We start from the raw sequence: 15,167 nt of genomic DNA on the forward strand, positions 1-15,167 counted from the left end.
GGCCAGTACAACGATGCCGACCACCCATACGGAGTGAAGACGCTGTGGCAGTTGGTGGTCAATCGCATCAAGATGCAGGGTTTTATCACCTACGATTACCAGCATGTCCTTGCGCAGGCGCAGTCCGAACTCGACGAATGGGTTGGACAGGGTAAGCTGCGCCCGCTTGCCAATGTGCGCGATGGTTTCGCAGCGCTTCCGCAAGCTTTTATCGACCTGATGTCGGGCCGCACGGTCGGCAAGACGCTGGTGTGCATCTGAAATGAGTACGACCATGAGTGAGACCTTTCATCCCATCGTTGCCGAGAGCGATTTTCCCGAGGACGGCAAGATTGCCATGCGGCTTGAAGGCTGGAGTGTACTGGTCGTGAAGACCGACGACGGCTTTCGCGCCGTCAACGACCGATGCACCCATCAGGCGGCGCTGCTTTCGCCGGGGCGTGTGCGGCGCGGTGCGATCATGTGCCCGCTGCACGGTGCGCGTTTCGAAGCCGCTACGGGGCGATGCATCGGCGGGGCTTATGCAGACCTGCGTGTATTTCCATTGCGTATCGAGAATGGCATTATCGAGGTCTCCGTGCCGGATGCAGCGCCAGGGCCGGACGAGCGACCGGTTGGGGTTTAACCGACTTTCCGCCTGCCATAAGGCATAGGTTTCAGCGCGGCCGTCAGGCTTTAGCATTCCCGTCAAACACTGGGAGAATGCCAAGATGCCTTACACCGGCCCGTTCGAAGATCGCCTAGCCATTCGCGAATTGCTTGAGATTTACGCTGACGCGGTGACGCGCTGTGACGCAGTTTCCTGGGGAGCAACCTGGGCACAGGACGCCGAGTGGTCGCTGCCCGACTATCCCGAGATCGGCACCACAAAGGGCCGCGAGGCGATTGTCGGCATGTGGGTAGAGGCAATGAAGGCCTATCCCGGCATCATGTTCGAGGCGTGGCCCGGCTCGATCGAGGTGGACGGGACAAGTGCGGTGATGCGCAGCTATACTTCAGAGGTTTACGACCAGGAAGGCGTGACCATGCGGGACCGGGGTGTCTACGAGGACACCTGCGTCAAGCTCGACGGCAAGTGGCACTTCAAGAGTCGCTCGTTCCGCAATATTCATCGGCAGCACGCAGCCAAGGGTCTCTGAAACCAAAGACGTCGTCCCGGACATGATCCGGGACGACGGTTCAATTCACCAAAGTTTCACGCGTTTTTCCGGCGGCAGGTAGAGTGCATCGCCCGGCGTCACGTTAAAGGCCTTGTACCAGGCGTCCACGTTGCGCACAGTCAGTGTGCGGTACTGGCCCGGTGCATGGGCATTGCCGATTACCTGACGTCGCAGCGCGCCCTCGCGATCCTTGCTGGCCCAGCTCTGCGCATAGGCGATGAAGAAGCGCTGGTCGCCTGTGTAGCCGCCGACCACGGGCAGTTCCTTGCCGCCAAGCGCTTCGCGGTAGGCGTCATAGGCGGCAACCAGGCCGGCGACGTCGGCGCCGTTTTCACCCAGTTCCAGTTTGCCGTTGAGGTGCAGATCGGGGAAGGGCGCATAGGCATCGAACTGGGCGACGAGCGCCTGGCTCTGCGTTTCGAAGTGGGCAAGATCATCGGCGGTCCACCAGTTGCGCAGCGTGCCGGTGGCGTCGACCGCCGCCCCGCTGGAATCGAAGCTGTGGCTGATTTCGTGGCCGATGACCGCACCGATCGCACCGTAATTGGCGGCGAGGTCTGCGGCGGGGTCGAAGAACGGCTTCTGCAGGATTGCGGCGGGGAAGTTGAGCGCGTTCTGCACCGGCAGGTTCACGGCGTTGACCAGTTGCGGGTTCATCCACCATTCGCCGCGGTCCTGCGGTTTGCCGAGTTTCGCCAGTTGCTGCAGCGTCTTGCCCCGGATCGCCGCCATGCGGTTGGCGTATGCCTGGCCGGGCTTGATCGTGACCATCGAATAGTCGAGCCAGGTGTCGGGGTAGCCCACACTGACGACCATGCCGTCCAGCTTGGCGCGCGCTTCCTTGCGCGTGGCCGGCGACATCCAGTCCAGCGCGTCGACGCGGCGGGCGAAGGCGTGTTTGATGTGGGTCGCCATTTCCTCGACCTGATGCTTGGCTGAGGGCGGGAAATAGGCTTCGACGTAAAGCTTGCCCAGCGCATTGCCGAGGTCTGCGTTCACCGAGGAAAGGGCTCGTTTTTCGCGCGTGCGCTGCTGCGGCGTGCCCGACAGCGCGGTGTCGAAAAAGGCGAAATGCAGCGCGTCGATCCTTGTGGGCAGCACGTCGGTGTTGGCGTTGATGCGGTGGAAGGCGAGCCAGTCCTTCCAGGCGTCCAGCGGCTCGGACGCGACCAGCGCGGCGATGCCAGTCACCGACGAAGGGCTGTAGACATCGAACGACTGCTGGCGCGGCATCCGGGCGGCGGTCAGGTAAGCGTCCCAGTCCATGCCCGGCGCGTTCTTAGCGAAGTCAGCCCGCGTCCATAGCGTGCCTCCGGCAGTGAAGTCGGCGACATCGGCCTTGCTGGCGTGGGCCTTGGCGATCTTCGTTTCCAGATCGAGGATGCGGCCTGCGCGGACCTCTGGCTGGTCGATGCCGGAGAGGCGCAGCAGGTTGGCGACATAGGCCTTGTACTGGCCGCGCAGAGTAACCATCCGCGCCTCATTCGAGATGTAGTATTCACGGTCGGGCAAGCCGAGGCCGCCTTGGAAAAGGTAGGGCACGACCTCGTCGCTCTTGAGGGCCTTGGTGATGAACAGGCCGAACAGGTTCTCCGTCGCCATGTCGTTGTTGTTGTTGAACAGGTCGAGGTCGCTCTCGGTCTGGTCTCCCAGTACGCGGACGAGCTGCGCCTGGTCGGCGATGGCGGCGAAGCGCGAGAGATCGGCTTTCAGCGGGCCCAGACCGACCTTGTCGATCGCGGCGGTGTCCATGTAGGCGCGCCAGTAGTCGGCCACGCGGGCCTTGTCCGTACCCGCGGCCGGTTTCGCGGCAAGAATGCCGGAAATCAGCTGCATCTGCTGGCGCTCGGTCTCATCGGCGGCGACGGTGTGTGAGCCGATGCGGCTGCGGTCCTCGGGGATATTCGCCCGCGCGAGCCAGGTGCCGTTGGAGAACAGGTAAAATTCGTCGCCCGGCTTTATGGACTTGTCCATCGCTGCTTCGTCAATGCCGGTAGCTGCGGTCTGCGTGGCTGCCATCGGCGTGGCTGCCTTTGGCGTGGGATCGGCGGCGGCGATAGTGAGAGGCGCGGCGGCTGTCAGCATCAGCGCAGTCAGCAGGCGGGTGGTGTGCATCGGGCAATATCCTCTGGCGGCAGGGGGACAACGCATGGAGGCCCGCGCCGGGTTCATGGACTTTGGCCTAGCCGCTCTTCCAGCTCGGGCCAACCGATGCACGTGACAAAATTACGTGGCCGCGTAATAAATATTCGGCTGTGGCAGCAGCTCCGCAGCGGTGGGATAAGCAAAAAGGAAGGCGGAGCCCTTGGGCCCCGCCTTCTTCGCCTAAATTACCCGAAGTTCTTCGGCTTAGAAGCGCTTGGTCACTTCCACCATGACGGTGCGGGGCAGGGTGCCGAAGCCGAGCTGGTCAGCCTTGAGCCCGCCCACGGTGCCGGTGCCGCCGCCCGTCGAGGGACCGTCGACCACGCCGGTGACGTAGAACTGGTTGGTCAGGTTCTTGCCGATCAGGGCAAGCTGCCAGTTGTCGTCCTCGGCGCCGAAGCGAATGCCGGCGTCGATCGTCACGTATTTGCTCTGGCGCGACAGTGGATTGCCGAAGCCGGATGCGAGGTAGCTGGCCGAATACTTGGAGTCGATGTTCAGGCCGAGCTTGTTGGCGGAACCGATCGACACTTCGTAGTTGATGCCGAGGTTGCCCGTCCACTTGGGCGCAACCGAAAGCTGCTCGCCGGAAAGGTCCTGACGGCTGTTGCCGGACAGGTTGCAGCCTTCGCCCGGGGTCTGGCCTGCAAAGCACGGTGCCAGCGGGAAGTCGGTGTAGCGCGCCTTGTCGTAGTTGATCGAACCGTGGATGTCGAACCCGGGGATGCCATTCGGAGCGAACTGCCATTCCACTTCGACGCCCTTGGTGCGCGCATCGGCGGTGAGCGTCTGGAACGCGAAGATCGGAGAGTTGAAGAAGTCGACCTGCAGGTTCGAATACTTGTAGTTGAACGCCGTGACGTTGAAACGCAGCTGGTTCGACAGCACGGTCGACTTGAAGCCCAGCTCAAAGCCCTGTGCCTTCTCGGGATCGAAGGTGAGATCGGCGCTGGGATCGGACGAGAGCTTAGAGTTGATGCCGCCGTTCGAGAAACCACCCGACTTGTAGGCGGTCTTGAACGCGCCGTAGACCATGAGGTCGGGTGTGACCTTCCAGGTCAGCGTGGCTTCAGGCGACCAGTTCTGGAAGTGCTGGCGGGCGGTTACCTCGCCCAGGCCGTCGGGATCGTTCTGGTCGCGGAAGACGCTGGTTAACAGCGGGTTGTTGTAGGGCTGGGTGAAGAAGCTGTTCTTCGTCTCGTCCGAATAGCGCACGCCGGCGGCCAGTTCGAGGTTCGACAGGATCTTGTACGTCGCTTGGCCGAAGACGGCCATGGTCTCGCCCTTGGTGAAGCTGTTCTTGGCGGTAGTGACGTACTGGAAGCCATCGGGGGCCGCCGAGTTCGAGACACCGCCGGTCAGAACGAACTGGTCAAAATCACGCTGGGTCTTCTGGTAGAGCATGCCCACCATCATGTTGAACGGCCCGTCGAACTGCGTCAGCGCGCGCAGTTCCTGGCTGAACGCTTTCCACGACGAGTTCTCGGTGGCCCAGGTCGGGCCGATGCCGTTCTCGCTGCCGGCCGACTGGAAATCGCAGGCGCAGGCCCAGCGGTTGTTGTTCCACTGGTAGTTGGTGACCGACGATACCTGCAGCAGATCGGCGTCATAGGTCACGTTGAGGGTGCCGCCGGCCGAGCGGTACTTGTTGTACAGCGAGCCGTCCTTCTTGGCGTAAGGATAGTTGGCCGCGATGTCGGCCGGCATGTTGTTCTGGTGGCTGACGAAGTCCTTGCCGCAGGCATAGCCGTTGAGCTGCGAAGTCTCGCCGTTACCGCAGCGGAACGCCACGTAGTTCCACGAGGAGTTGTTGACCGTGCTCACGTCCATGGTGCCCTTGAGGTTCACGGTCAGGCGGTCGGTCGGCTCCCACTTCAAGGTGGCGCGGGCGAGGAATTCCTCTTCGCCGGGGGCCTTGCGCTTGGCAGGCTCGGCGGTGTGCGTGGTGAAGGCGCCGGTGGCGGAATCAAGCTCGGTATAGTTGATGGTGTCGGCTTCGTTGCGATAATAGCCGCCGTCCATCTTCGTATATCGCGCCGCGAGGCGGAAGCCGAGAGTATCGGTCAGCGGCATCGAGGCATAGCCTTCGAGGCGGTACTGCTGGCTCTTGAACTCGTAGCCGCCCTTTATCATGAATTCGGGCTTGTCGGTCGGGTCGGCGGTGGAGATCGAGATCACGCCGGCGGTCGCGTTCTTGCCGAAGAACAGGGCCTGCGGGCCCTTGAGCACTTCAACGCGGGCAAGGTCGAAGAAGCCTTCCTGGATGACGCGGCCCTGACCGTAATAGGCACCGTCGACGACGACCGCGACCGACTGCTCGATGCCGATCGAGGTCGAGGAAGAACCGATGCCGCGAAGCGTCAGCTGGGCGCCCGAGCCGTTGGACGCGCGGCCGACGCTGAACTGCGGGGCGATGGCGGTGATCTTCTCGACGCTGGTGACGTCGCGGTTGATGATCTGCTCGGCCGAGATGGCGGTGACGGCGACCGGCACGTCCTGCGCCGTTTCCTGGCGTTTGCGGGCGGTGACGATAATATCGTTGAGGCCGCCAGTCTGGGCCGACTGCTCGGCGCCGTCGTCCTTGGCATCTTGTGCGATCGCGGGCGCGGCGCTCACGGCAATGCCGAGCACGGTCGATGCGAGCAGGACGGATTTGGTGAAACGCATTTCAGAGGCCTCCCATGTAATTTTGTAATCGTTATTTTTTGCTGCCTAGACCGGCGCGGGTTCGGGTGCGTCCTGTTCAAACGGATAGGCCTATCCGTTTGAACAGGTGGCGGGTGGACGCAGGCGGGCAAGGGTCCGCCGCGAGGAGACCTGAATTGACCGTTTGTCGTTACTGGCGATTGGATCGCCATCCCCAAGGCAACACTGATTTTTCGCGATTTTTAAGCCTGCAGGAGGAGCAGTGCGCTGCCCTTGCCGAAGGCGAGGTGCGCATCGCGGTGCAATGGCTGTCGATGGATGCCGGCACCCGCATGTGGATGAGCCCGCGCACCGATGGCTATCAGCCGCCGCTGCCGCTGGGTTCCAAGATGGTCGGCCTAGTGCTGGGCCGGGTGATCGACAGCGCGGATGTGGCTTATCCGGTCGGCGCACTGGTGCGCGGCTTCGGGCAATGGGCGGATGTGGCGACCGTGGTGCCGGCGTTGACCGGGCTGGAAGTGGTGGACGAAACCGTTGCCGATCCGCGCCAGCACTTTGGCGCGCTGGGCATGAATGCCTGGACCGCCTACGTCGGCGTCAAGGAAGTGGCGGCGGTCAAGGCGGGCGAATGGCTGGTGGTTTCCGCCGCAGCCGGGGCGACCGGCAGCATCGCCTGCCAGGTCGGCAAGAATCTGGGCGCCAAAGTTGTCGGTATTGCCGGGGGGGGCGACAAGTGCCGCTTCCTGACCGAGGAGATCGGCGTCGACATGGCGATCGACTACCGGGGCGATGATGTCGCCGCGCGGCTTGCCGAAGTGCCGGGCGGGATCAATGCCTTCTTCGACAATGTCGGCGGTCCGATCCTGGACGCGGTGCTGGGCAATATGGCGCATTACGGCCGCGTCGCGGTGTGCGGAATGATCGCCGGATATGACAACGACGCGCCGATGGCCGGACCGGCGCAGTTCGATCAGGTCCTGATGCGGCGGCTCAGGATCGAGGGTTTCTTCATCCCCGATTTCCTCGAACGCGGGGCCGAATTCATGCCCCAGCTTCGCGAATGGCTGGATGACGGCAAGCTCTCGGTTCGTTTCGACGAGACCGGCGGCCTGGAAAACGTGCTGACCGCATACGAGCGAATGCTGACCGGCAAGAACATCGGCAAGGTCGTGGTCAGGCTGTAATGCCGATCATCCGCCACCGCGCAGGGGGCGCTTATTTGGTGGAGTATTCGCCGGGCTTGGCTTTAAAGTTCTCCTGCGCGAATGCCCGGGCGGCATTTGCGGTCTTGAACAACTCGTCTTGCAGCGTAGCCGTAACCAGCGGATAGCCCTGAGAATTATATCGAGTGGTTCTCACGGTGAGGCGAAAATGGCCTTCCGCGTCCTTTTTGATAAGGAACGGGCGAGAGCTGGGGTCAGTCATGGATGATGTTCTCGTTCAACAGTGCGGGCCAAGGGGCGAGTAAAGCGGTGCGGATGTTCTGGAACACCCGCACTCACACTTAATCTTCAGGCCGGCTGAAGATTGACGGCCGAGGTCTTGCCGCGCCTGTCGGTTTCCAGTTCATAGGAAACGCGCTGGTCCTTGCTGAGGGTGTCCATGCCGGCACGCTCGACGGCCGAGATGTGAACGAAGGCGTCGTCGCCGCCGGTCTCAGGCGCAATGAAGCCATAACCCTTGTCGGCGTTGAAGAATTTCACGGTTCCAGTAGTCATATCGGTATCCTTTGTCCGACGCATAACGGCATGCGCCATCGCGGCACATTCCGGCTTCATGAGGCTCGTAAGGGACAAAGGTGGCAGCTTGGCTGCCCGATGGTCCGTCGCACGCGACGTCAGCAGAGGGTGCCGTAGGCTGTATTTGCGCAAAATGCAATTATTGGGTGGGCCCGCCTCGACATTCTGGAAGCGCGGGGCCGGAAGCGGGGCAGCAGTGGCCCTCGCATCGCTATCCGGCGGCGGTCAGCTTCGCCAGCCAGGCCTGGGCCTGCTTGGGCTCGCCCACGGACTGGGCGTCGACAGGCCCGCGTGAGGCGAGGAACTGCTGATGCAGTTCGAACGGCTCCATAAACAGCTGTTCGCGCGCGGCGTCGATTTCCTCGCCTAGTTCGGTGAGCGCCTCGATGGTGGGCGCGGCGGCGGCGCGGGCCGCGCGGTCCGCGTTGTGGCCGAACAGGCCCCACTTGCCCGAAGCGGTTACGCGCAGGGCTGCGATCAGTGCCGCAAGGTAGTCTTCTTCAAGGCTTGCCCGAAGAGTGTCCAGTCGTTCGAGACGGTCCGCTTTTGCCATAGACTGCGTGCCCTATACCGCTACCGGGGCGCTCGCAAGCCGCCGCACCCCGGTGCTCGGCACATCACATCGCGGTCACGCCGCCGTCGACGGTGAATTCGCCGCCGGTGATGTAGTTCGCTTCGTCACTGGCGAGGAACAGGTTCATGTTGGCGATGTCGAGCGGGGTGCCCATGCGCTTCATCGGGATGCCGCCGACGATCTCCTTGAAGCCTTCCGGGTTGTCGCGCCGGGCGACATCCTGCATCGCGGTCTCGATCATGCCGGGGTGGACGGAGTTGCAGCGGATGTTTTCGGCCGCGCATTCCATCGCCACGACCTTGGAGAAAATGCGCACGCCGCCCTTGGCCGCAGCATAAGCGCCGCACATCGGCACGCCGACAAGGCCGCCGATCGACGACAGGTTCACGATCGAACCGCCCTGGCCGATCTTGCGCATCAGTGCGACGGCGCGCTGGGTGCCGTAGAACACGCTGTCGAGGCAGACCTTGTTCTGCTTCGACCAGTCGGCGGCAGTCAATTCCGCGATCGGCTTGAGCACGGCGATGCCGGCGTTGTTGACCAGCACGTCGAGGCGGCCGTGGCCTTTCTCGATGGCGGCGAACACTTCGTCCCACGATGTTTCGGTGGTGACGTCATGCGCGAGCGCTTCGGCCTGGCCGCCCGCTTCGACGATGGACGCCGCAACACCCTGCGCGCCGGCAAGGTCGAGGTCGGTCACATACACGAAGGCGCCTTCCTCGGCGTAGCGCTGCGCAGTGGCGGCGCCCAGTCCGCGCGCGTTGCCGGCGCCGGTAACCAGAGTGATCTTGCCTTCGAGACGGCCCATAATCATGCTCCTTTTCAATGTCATAAGGGTGCCCGGCAACAAACAGCCGGACACCCCGATGGTTGCCCTGAAGGGCGGTTGAGTTTTAGAACTTCACGCCGACGGTCGCTCCGTAGGTGCGCGGCTCCAGCGCCATGCCGAACGAGAACAGTCCGGCCACGGTGAAGGCGTGCGTCGTCGTCTTTTCGTTGGCGAGATTGCGGCCGAAGACGCGGAAGTAGGCCTCCTTGTCGCCCACATCGAAGTTGAAGGTCAGGCTGGCGTCGAGAAGATCCTGCGTGGTGGTACGCACGCGGGCATCGTTGCCGTTGACGGTTACCGCAGTGGTCTGGCCGGCTGCATTGAGCATCGGCGTCAGAGAATCCTGCGAGATCTGCTCGTCGTAGGGGGTGATATGACGCCAGCCGCCGGTGGCAATGATCTTGCCGAAGCTGGTCGGCACTTCGTATTCCGCGCCCAGCGACGCCGTGAACTTCGGCGCGTAGATCAGGTTGTTGGCAGAGTAGTCGAACGGCACCAGTCCCGTGCCACAGGCGTTCGCGGCGGCATTGGCGGTGGCGCCGCAGGTCACGAAGTTGCGGAAGTGCGACTTCATGTAGGCGGCCGACGTAGTGATGCGGAAGAAGGGCGTGATGCGCAAGGTGCCGTCCATCTCCAGCCCCTTGATGCTGGCGCCGCCGGGCACGTTGCCGGTGATCGTCTGGTTGCCCAGCGGGCCGCCCGGCACCGTCAGGTTCTGCTGCATGTCCTTGTAATCAGAGTAGTAGCCGGCGAAATTCAGCTCCAGCTTGCGGTCGAAAAGCGCGACCTTGGCGCCAATTTCGTAGGCGTCCACGGTCTCGGGCTGGAACGGGGTGCTGGCGGTGGCGGCGGTGGCAGCGCGCGGGCTGAAGCCGCCCGAGCGATAGCCGCGCGACCACGACGCATACAGCATCACGTCGCTGTTGGGGCGATAGTCGATGCCGACCTTGGGCGTGAACTTGGTGAAGTTGGCATCACCCGAACCGATCAAGCCCTGGCTCGCGAAGCTGTTGGTCAGCTTCTTGTTGTCGTGCGACCAGCGGCCACCGAACGAGAGGCGCCACTTGTCGGCGAAAGCCCAGTTGAAGTCGCCAAAGAAGGCGTAGCTGGTGGTCTTGCCCATGTTGGTCTGCGCGTTCTGGTCGAATTCCATCGGCGTGATCGAGGGGTCGAAGCCGAAGAAGCGCGTCCATTGTGTCAGGCTGTACTTCGAGTGGAAGTAATAGCCGCCCACGACATAGTCGAAGCCGTTGAACAGATTACCCGCTGCACGCAGTTCCTGGCTCCACTGCGTGTACTTCTGGCGGCGGTCGACATAGTACAGATCACTCGAAGAACCGTCGAAATCCTGGGTCTGCGCTTCCTTGCTATGGCGCCAGCCGGTGATCGAGCTGAGCTTGATGTCGCCTAGCTCGTAATTCATCTGCAGCGTGGCGTTGGGCGCCTTGTAGCTGCTCTTCGCGGGCAGGGTGAAAACGGTGTAGAGGTCGGTCGTGTTGTTGCGGCCGCATTCGTTGGCGGGGATCAGGCCGCAGAACAGCTCGGTGCTGTTGGTGAGGTTGCTGACCACCGGCTCGAAGCTCTGGACGACGTTCTCGACAGAGAGCTGCGCGTCGAACAGCGAACCGGCAGGCTTGAACAGCACGCTGGCGCCGTAGGCATCGGCCTTGCTGCCCCCCGCGCTCGTGTCGCGGATGGCGTTGTGATAGAAACCGTCCGTCTCGTTGTGGAAGTACCAGCCCTTGATGCCCCAGGTCTCGCCGTCGCCGAAGTTGACAATGGCCTTGCCGGACCAGGTGTTCCAGCGGCCATAGGTGAATTCGGCCTTACCGCCCGGCTCCATGGTGGGCAGGGAGCGCGTGATGTTGATGACGCCGCCGATGGTGTTCGCGCCGAACAGGGTGCCCTGCGGTCCGCGAAGAACTTCGATCTGTGCGATGTCGAAGGCATCCTGCAACTGACCGGTGCTGGTGCCGATGGTCACCCCGTCTACCACGACGCCCACGGTCGGGGTCTGGGACTTTTCGATGTCGGCATAGGTCAAACCGCGGATCGAGATATTGGCCGCCTGCGCACCCGAATTCTGCTGGGTGATGAGCAGGCCCGGCGCGGCGCCCTGAAGATCGCCGATGTTGGCCGAGGCCTTGTTTTCCAGCATCGCTGCGTTGATCGCGGTGATGGCGACCGGCGTTTCCTGCAGCGTTTCCGAGCGACGGCGGGCGGAGACGATGATTTCGTTGGGATCCACCGCAGCGGCTGCCGGACCAGCATCCTGGGCGAAGGCCGGCGCGGACACGCAGGTCAGCGCGCTGGTGCCGAGTGCGAGCTTGATGAGCGTGGAAGACCACGCTCCGCGAACATGTGCGGATGCCATCAGATTTTTCCTCCCATGCAGCCGTTTGCTTTCCCGGCCGTCATTGCCTGTGCACTATGCAACGGATGGCGCCGCCGCCCACCTGTCGATTTGCACAGGTGCGGCAGATTGCGCGAAGTCCGACCAGAGCTTGGAAAAGGAGATCGATCCCATGGCCGAAAACCGGCGCTTCCTGCTTGCACGCAGGCCCCAGGGTTCGCCCGTCCCCGAAGACTTCCACCTGGAGGCCGAGGATATCCCGGCAGTTCCGGCGGGCGGGATCGTGGTGCGCAACCATTATGCCTCGCTCGATCCGGCGCAGCGCGGGTGGATGGACGACGCGGAAAGCTACATGCCGCCGATTCCGCTGGGCGATCCGGTGCGCGCGACGACGGTTGGCGTGGTCCATGCGTCCGACAATCCCGACTTTCCGGTCGGCCAGTGGATCATGGGTCTTAACGCGCTGGAGGATTATTCGGTGGCGATGCCGGGCGGCTTCACGATGCCGATTGATGTTGATGCCGTGGCCTCGCCCTCGAACTATCTCTCGGCGCTGGGGGCGGTGGGACTGACGGCCTACTTCGGGCTGAGCGAAGTGGCCAAGCCCCAACCGGGCGAGACGCTGCTGGTATCGGGTGCGGCAGGTGCGGTCGGCTCGGCGGTGGGCCAGATCGGCAAGATCATGGGCTGCCGTGTGGTGGGCATCGCCGGCGGGGCGGACAAGTGCCGCCGCCTGATAGAGGACTACGGCTTCGACGCCGCGATCGACTACAAGGACAAAGATCACGATGCGCTTGTCGCCGCGATCACCGAGGCGGCGCCCGGCGGCGTCAACGTGGTGTTCGAGAACGTCGGCGGCCCGGTGCTTGAGGCGGAAGTCTTCACCCTGGCACATCATGCGCGGATCGTGCTGTGCGGCCTCATCGCCGAGTACAACAGCCCGGAAAAGCTGGGGCTGAGGAACCTGTGGCAAGTGCTGGCGCGCCGGGCGACGATTCACGGTTTCCTGATCGCCGACTATGCGGACCGCTTTGCCGAGGGCGGCGCGCAGATGGCGCAGTGGCTAAGCGAAGGAAAGCTGCGCGCCGACGAGGACGTGCAGCACGGGCTGGAGAATGCCTACCCCGCCTTCATGCGCCTGTTTTCCGGCGCCAACACCGGCAAGCTTGTGTTGAAGATCGCGTGAGCATGCGGCTTCAGGGGCGAAAGGCCGTCGTCACCGGGGCCGCCTCGGGCATCGGCGCGGCAGTGGCAGCGCGGCTGGCGGCGGACGGGGCACAGGTCTTCACTGCCGATATCCAGGGCGAGGTCGATTTCGTGGCCGACCTCACCGGCACGGATGCCAACACGCGGCTGGTGGCCAAGGCGAACGCGCGGATGGGCGGGCTGGACATCGTGGTGCCCTGCGCCGGGATCAGTACCTTCCACCCGCTGGAAGGGCACGACGACGCCTATTTCCAGCGCGTGCTCGACGTAAACCTGATCGCCGTGTTCCGGTTGGTGCGCGAGGCCGCGGCCCACCTTAAGGCGCACGGGGCAGGGCGGATCGTCACCATCGGTTCCACCACTTCGACTTACGGCGACGAGGGGCTGTGCGCCTACTCGGCCTCCAAGCACGCGGTACTGGGCCTGACCAAGTCGATCGCGGCGGAGCTAGGGCCTTTCGGGGTTACCGCCACCTGTGTTCAACCGGGGGCCATCGACACGCCGATGACTGCCCCGGCCTTCGATCAGATGCCGGAATATCGCACCTTCTGGGAAGGCAAGGCGCCCCTGCGGCGCCTGGGCAAGCCCGAAGACATCGCCGATGTCGTGGCATTCCTGTGCAGCGAGGATGCGCGTTTCGTATCCGGCCATGGCCTGTGGGTGGATGGCGGTGCGATGGTGCGGCACTGACCATAAAAAAGCGGCGGACCTTCGAGAAGGCCCGCCGCACTGTTTCCTCTGGAGGAGGGAACTGTCAGAACTGGGTGCGCTTGGTGTAGCCGTTGTCGACCACAATGTTCGCACCGGTCATCGCCTTGCACGAAGGCGAGACGACGAATGCAATCGCCTTGGCCAGTTCCTCACCGGTGGTGAAGCGGCCCGAAGGCATGTTGGCCAGCGTTGCATTGTAGAAGTCGGGCGCGGCGGCCTTGATGTTGGGCCAGGGACCGTCCTCGGTTAGTACCGGCCCGGGCGTGAAGCAGTTCACACGGATCCCTTCCGGCGCGAGCGCCTGCGCCAGCGAGGAGGCGTAGTTCATGACTGCGGCCTTGAGGGCGTTGTAGGGCTGGACCCCCATGAACTCCTCGATCGCGCCGGTCGAACTGAGGCACACGATCGAGGCATTGTCGGATTTGGCGAGATGCGGGCGGGCAGCGGCGATGCCGCGGCGCATCGGCAGGATATCGGCCTGCATCACCGCATCCCATGCCTCATCGGTGTCTTTACCGAGGTTGGTCGAGGTGAAGCTGATGAAGATGTCGCAGCCGCCAAGAGCCTCGGCGGCCTTGTCGACGAAAGCTGAAACCGTATTGACCTCGGTTACGTCGAGCGCCTGACCGTAGGTTTTCACACCCGAAGGGGCTATTTCGGAAAGGACGTTGTCGACCTTGTCCTGCGAACGGCCGCAGATGGCAATGTCGCAGCCTTCGCCAGAAAGTACGTGCGCGACCACGCGGCCGATGCCGCCGTTCGCGCCCACGAGAATGGCCTTGAGGCCTTTCAGTCCGAGATCCATGGTATTTGCGCTCCTCTGCCACGCGCGGTGTTCTTTGTACCTGCATACTTTCGGCCCTAGGCGGCGGCGAGGCCACTATTAGTTTAGTCAGGAATGGTCGTGGGCCAGCCGTGCTAGCGCCCCGGCCAATAACGCAAGACAGGAGAGTTCGCATGGCAGGTTTTGAACGGGGGCGCCTCGACGGCAAGCGCGCCGTCATCCTGGGTGCCAGCAGCCCGGGTAACATGGGACAGATCATCGCCCGGCGCCTGATGGACGAGGGCGCAAGCGTGCTTGTCTCTGGCCGCAAGGAAGACGTCCTCGCCGACTTTGCTGCGCAGCATGACTGTGCATGGGCCTCCTGCGACCTGACCGATAAAGCCAGCGTCGATGCCTTGGCGGATAGCGCGGCGCAGGCGCTGGGCGGCATCGACATCGCCGTGAATGCCACCGGCTGGGGCCTGCTGAAGGGCTTTCTGGAAACCACCCATGACGAGCTAATGGCGATGACCATGCTGCAGTATGTCGGGCCGTTTCACTTCTATCAGGCGATGGTGGGCAAGATGGCGCGCAGCCGGGGCGGCGAGGGCGGCTCGATCATTCAGATCAGCTCGGCTACCGCCACGATCATGCTGAACGATCATGCCGCCTACATGGGCACCAAGGCCGGGGCGGACCATGTGATCCGCTGTGTCGCGCATGAGTTCGGCGCCGAGGGCGTGAGGGCGAATTCCATCTCGCCGGGCCTGACCGATACGCCCATGACGTCCGATGCCAAGCAAGTGCCCGGACTGTTCGATGCCTTCCTTGCAGGCTATCCGCTGGGCCGCATCGGCACCTCGGCCGACATCGCCGCCGCTGTCGTCTGGCTATCCAGCGACGAGTGTTTCATGACGGGTGAGAACCTGCAGGTGAACGGCGGCCTGACCCTTCGGCGCAATCCCATGAAGTCTGAGATCGACGCGGCCGTAATGGCTGCTATGGGAACGAACTGAATTAGAGCTTCCTGGGGAGGAAGGG

15 protein-coding genes (1 of these 15 only partly in view) are annotated in these 15,167 nt (G+C 63.3%); 7 read left to right on the top strand and 8 right to left on the bottom strand.

All coding sequences use genetic code 11. The annotated features are described in order from the left end of the window. The 3 genes from V474_RS00025 to V474_RS00035 all read left to right on the top strand — a co-directional run. Window positions 1-261, top strand: the 3' portion of a protein-coding gene (locus tag V474_RS00025; protein WP_059149559.1) for an NADP-dependent oxidoreductase. Its footprint begins 747 nt before the window's first position; the window shows 261 of its 1,008 coding nt (coding positions 748-1,008); the start codon falls outside the window, past its left edge; the stop codon is at window positions 259-261. A 13-nt stretch (window positions 262-274) separates the two neighbouring features. After that, window positions 275-625 carry a Rieske (2Fe-2S) protein gene (locus V474_RS00030; RefSeq protein ID WP_059150688.1) on the top strand — a complete coding sequence of 117 codons (351 nt, stop codon included), beginning with the start codon at window positions 275-277 and terminating at the stop codon, window positions 623-625. A gap of 85 nt (window positions 626-710) precedes the next feature. After that, window positions 711-1,139 carry a nuclear transport factor 2 family protein gene (locus V474_RS00035; RefSeq protein ID WP_059149560.1) on the top strand — a complete coding sequence of 143 codons (429 nt, stop codon included), beginning with the start codon at window positions 711-713 and terminating at the stop codon, window positions 1,137-1,139. Window positions 1,140-1,184: 45 nt separating this feature from the next. On the opposite strand, the gene V474_RS00040 is transcribed toward V474_RS00035, so the two are convergent. After that, a complete protein-coding gene (locus V474_RS00040; protein WP_059149561.1) occupies window positions 1,185-3,275 on the bottom strand; it encodes a M13 family metallopeptidase in 2,091 nt (696 codons plus the stop codon). A gap of 234 nt (window positions 3,276-3,509) precedes the next feature. Continuing rightward, on the bottom strand, window positions 3,510-5,972 hold the full coding sequence (locus V474_RS00045) for a TonB-dependent receptor (RefSeq protein WP_059149562.1): 2,463 nt from the start codon (window positions 5,970-5,972) through the stop codon (window positions 3,510-3,512). A 155-nt stretch (window positions 5,973-6,127) separates the two neighbouring features. On the opposite strand from V474_RS00045, the gene V474_RS00050 reads away from it, so the two are divergent. Further along, entirely contained in the window at window positions 6,128-7,135 is a 1,008-nt protein-coding gene (locus tag V474_RS00050) for an NADP-dependent oxidoreductase (protein WP_059149563.1), read from the top strand. Between the two features lie 31 nt (window positions 7,136-7,166). Here the strand turns inward: V474_RS00050 and V474_RS00055 are convergent, their stop codons facing one another. The 5 genes from V474_RS00055 to V474_RS00075 form a co-directional block, all read right to left on the bottom strand. Next, window positions 7,167-7,376 carry a hypothetical protein gene (locus V474_RS00055; RefSeq protein ID WP_059149564.1) on the bottom strand — a complete coding sequence of 70 codons (210 nt, stop codon included), beginning with the start codon at window positions 7,374-7,376 and terminating at the stop codon, window positions 7,167-7,169. 86 nt (window positions 7,377-7,462) lie between these two features. After that, the gene (locus V474_RS00060) at window positions 7,463-7,669 is read right to left on the bottom strand and encodes a cold-shock protein (RefSeq protein ID WP_043975625.1); all 207 of its coding nucleotides are present in this window, start codon (window positions 7,667-7,669) and stop codon (window positions 7,463-7,465) included. 232 nt (window positions 7,670-7,901) lie between these two features. After that, window positions 7,902-8,243 (bottom strand): hypothetical protein, encoded by a 342-nt coding sequence (locus V474_RS00065; RefSeq protein ID WP_059149565.1) that lies wholly within the window; start codon window positions 8,241-8,243, stop codon window positions 7,902-7,904. Window positions 8,244-8,307: 64 nt separating this feature from the next. Then, a complete protein-coding gene (locus tag V474_RS00070) occupies window positions 8,308-9,072 on the bottom strand; it encodes an SDR family NAD(P)-dependent oxidoreductase (protein ID WP_059150689.1) in 765 nt (254 codons plus the stop codon). 85 nt (window positions 9,073-9,157) lie between these two features. Further along, window positions 9,158-11,467, bottom strand: a complete 2,310-nt coding sequence (locus V474_RS00075; RefSeq protein WP_059149566.1) for a TonB-dependent receptor — start codon at window positions 11,465-11,467, stop codon at window positions 9,158-9,160. A gap of 151 nt (window positions 11,468-11,618) precedes the next feature. Here V474_RS00075 and V474_RS00080 point away from each other — a divergent pair, with 151 nt between their 5' ends. Continuing rightward, the gene (locus V474_RS00080) at window positions 11,619-12,632 is read left to right on the top strand and encodes an NADP-dependent oxidoreductase (RefSeq protein WP_059149567.1); all 1,014 of its coding nucleotides are present in this window, start codon (window positions 11,619-11,621) and stop codon (window positions 12,630-12,632) included. Between the two features lie 2 nt (window positions 12,633-12,634). Then, window positions 12,635-13,342, top strand: a complete 708-nt coding sequence (locus V474_RS00085) for an SDR family NAD(P)-dependent oxidoreductase (RefSeq protein WP_059149568.1) — start codon at window positions 12,635-12,637, stop codon at window positions 13,340-13,342. Between the two features lie 64 nt (window positions 13,343-13,406). Here the strand turns inward: V474_RS00085 and V474_RS00090 are convergent, their stop codons facing one another. Continuing rightward, on the bottom strand, window positions 13,407-14,168 hold the full coding sequence (locus V474_RS00090) for an SDR family NAD(P)-dependent oxidoreductase (RefSeq protein WP_059149569.1): 762 nt from the start codon (window positions 14,166-14,168) through the stop codon (window positions 13,407-13,409). A gap of 152 nt (window positions 14,169-14,320) precedes the next feature. Here V474_RS00090 and V474_RS00095 point away from each other — a divergent pair, with 152 nt between their 5' ends. Then, the gene (locus V474_RS00095) at window positions 14,321-15,142 is read left to right on the top strand and encodes an SDR family NAD(P)-dependent oxidoreductase (RefSeq protein ID WP_059149570.1); all 822 of its coding nucleotides are present in this window, start codon (window positions 14,321-14,323) and stop codon (window positions 15,140-15,142) included. Window positions 15,143-15,167: the final 25 nt, after the last annotated feature.

The sequence above is a fragment of the Novosphingobium barchaimii LL02 genome (genome assembly GCF_001046635.1).
GTDB classification, from domain to species: domain Bacteria; phylum Pseudomonadota; class Alphaproteobacteria; order Sphingomonadales; family Sphingomonadaceae; genus Novosphingobium; species Novosphingobium barchaimii.

Bases quoted from the DNA above. Each gene is read 5' to 3' on its own strand.
- V474_RS00030 (WP_059150688.1), top strand. From the start codon at position 275: ATGAGTGAGACCTTTCATCCCATCGTTGCCGAGAGCGATTTTCCCGAG.
- V474_RS00035 (WP_059149560.1), top strand. From the start codon at position 711: ATGCCTTACACCGGCCCGTTCGAAGATCGCCTAGCCATTCGCGAATTG.
- V474_RS00040 (WP_059149561.1), bottom strand. From the start codon at position 3,275: ATGCACACCACCCGCCTGCTGACTGCGCTGATGCTGACAGCCGCCGCG.
- V474_RS00045 (WP_059149562.1), bottom strand. From the start codon at position 5,972: ATGCGTTTCACCAAATCCGTCCTGCTCGCATCGACCGTGCTCGGCATT.
- V474_RS00055 (WP_059149564.1), bottom strand. From the start codon at position 7,376: ATGACTGACCCCAGCTCTCGCCCGTTCCTTATCAAAAAGGACGCGGAA.
- V474_RS00060 (WP_043975625.1), bottom strand. From the start codon at position 7,669: ATGACTACTGGAACCGTGAAATTCTTCAACGCCGACAAGGGTTATGGC.
- V474_RS00065 (WP_059149565.1), bottom strand. From the start codon at position 8,243: ATGGCAAAAGCGGACCGTCTCGAACGACTGGACACTCTTCGGGCAAGC.
- V474_RS00070 (WP_059150689.1), bottom strand. From the start codon at position 9,072: ATGGGCCGTCTCGAAGGCAAGATCACTCTGGTTACCGGCGCCGGCAAC.
- V474_RS00075 (WP_059149566.1), bottom strand. From the start codon at position 11,467: ATGGCATCCGCACATGTTCGCGGAGCGTGGTCTTCCACGCTCATCAAG.
- V474_RS00080 (WP_059149567.1), top strand. From the start codon at position 11,619: ATGGCCGAAAACCGGCGCTTCCTGCTTGCACGCAGGCCCCAGGGTTCG.
- V474_RS00085 (WP_059149568.1), top strand. From the start codon at position 12,635: ATGCGGCTTCAGGGGCGAAAGGCCGTCGTCACCGGGGCCGCCTCGGGC.
- V474_RS00090 (WP_059149569.1), bottom strand. From the start codon at position 14,168: ATGGATCTCGGACTGAAAGGCCTCAAGGCCATTCTCGTGGGCGCGAAC.
- V474_RS00095 (WP_059149570.1), top strand. From the start codon at position 14,321: ATGGCAGGTTTTGAACGGGGGCGCCTCGACGGCAAGCGCGCCGTCATC.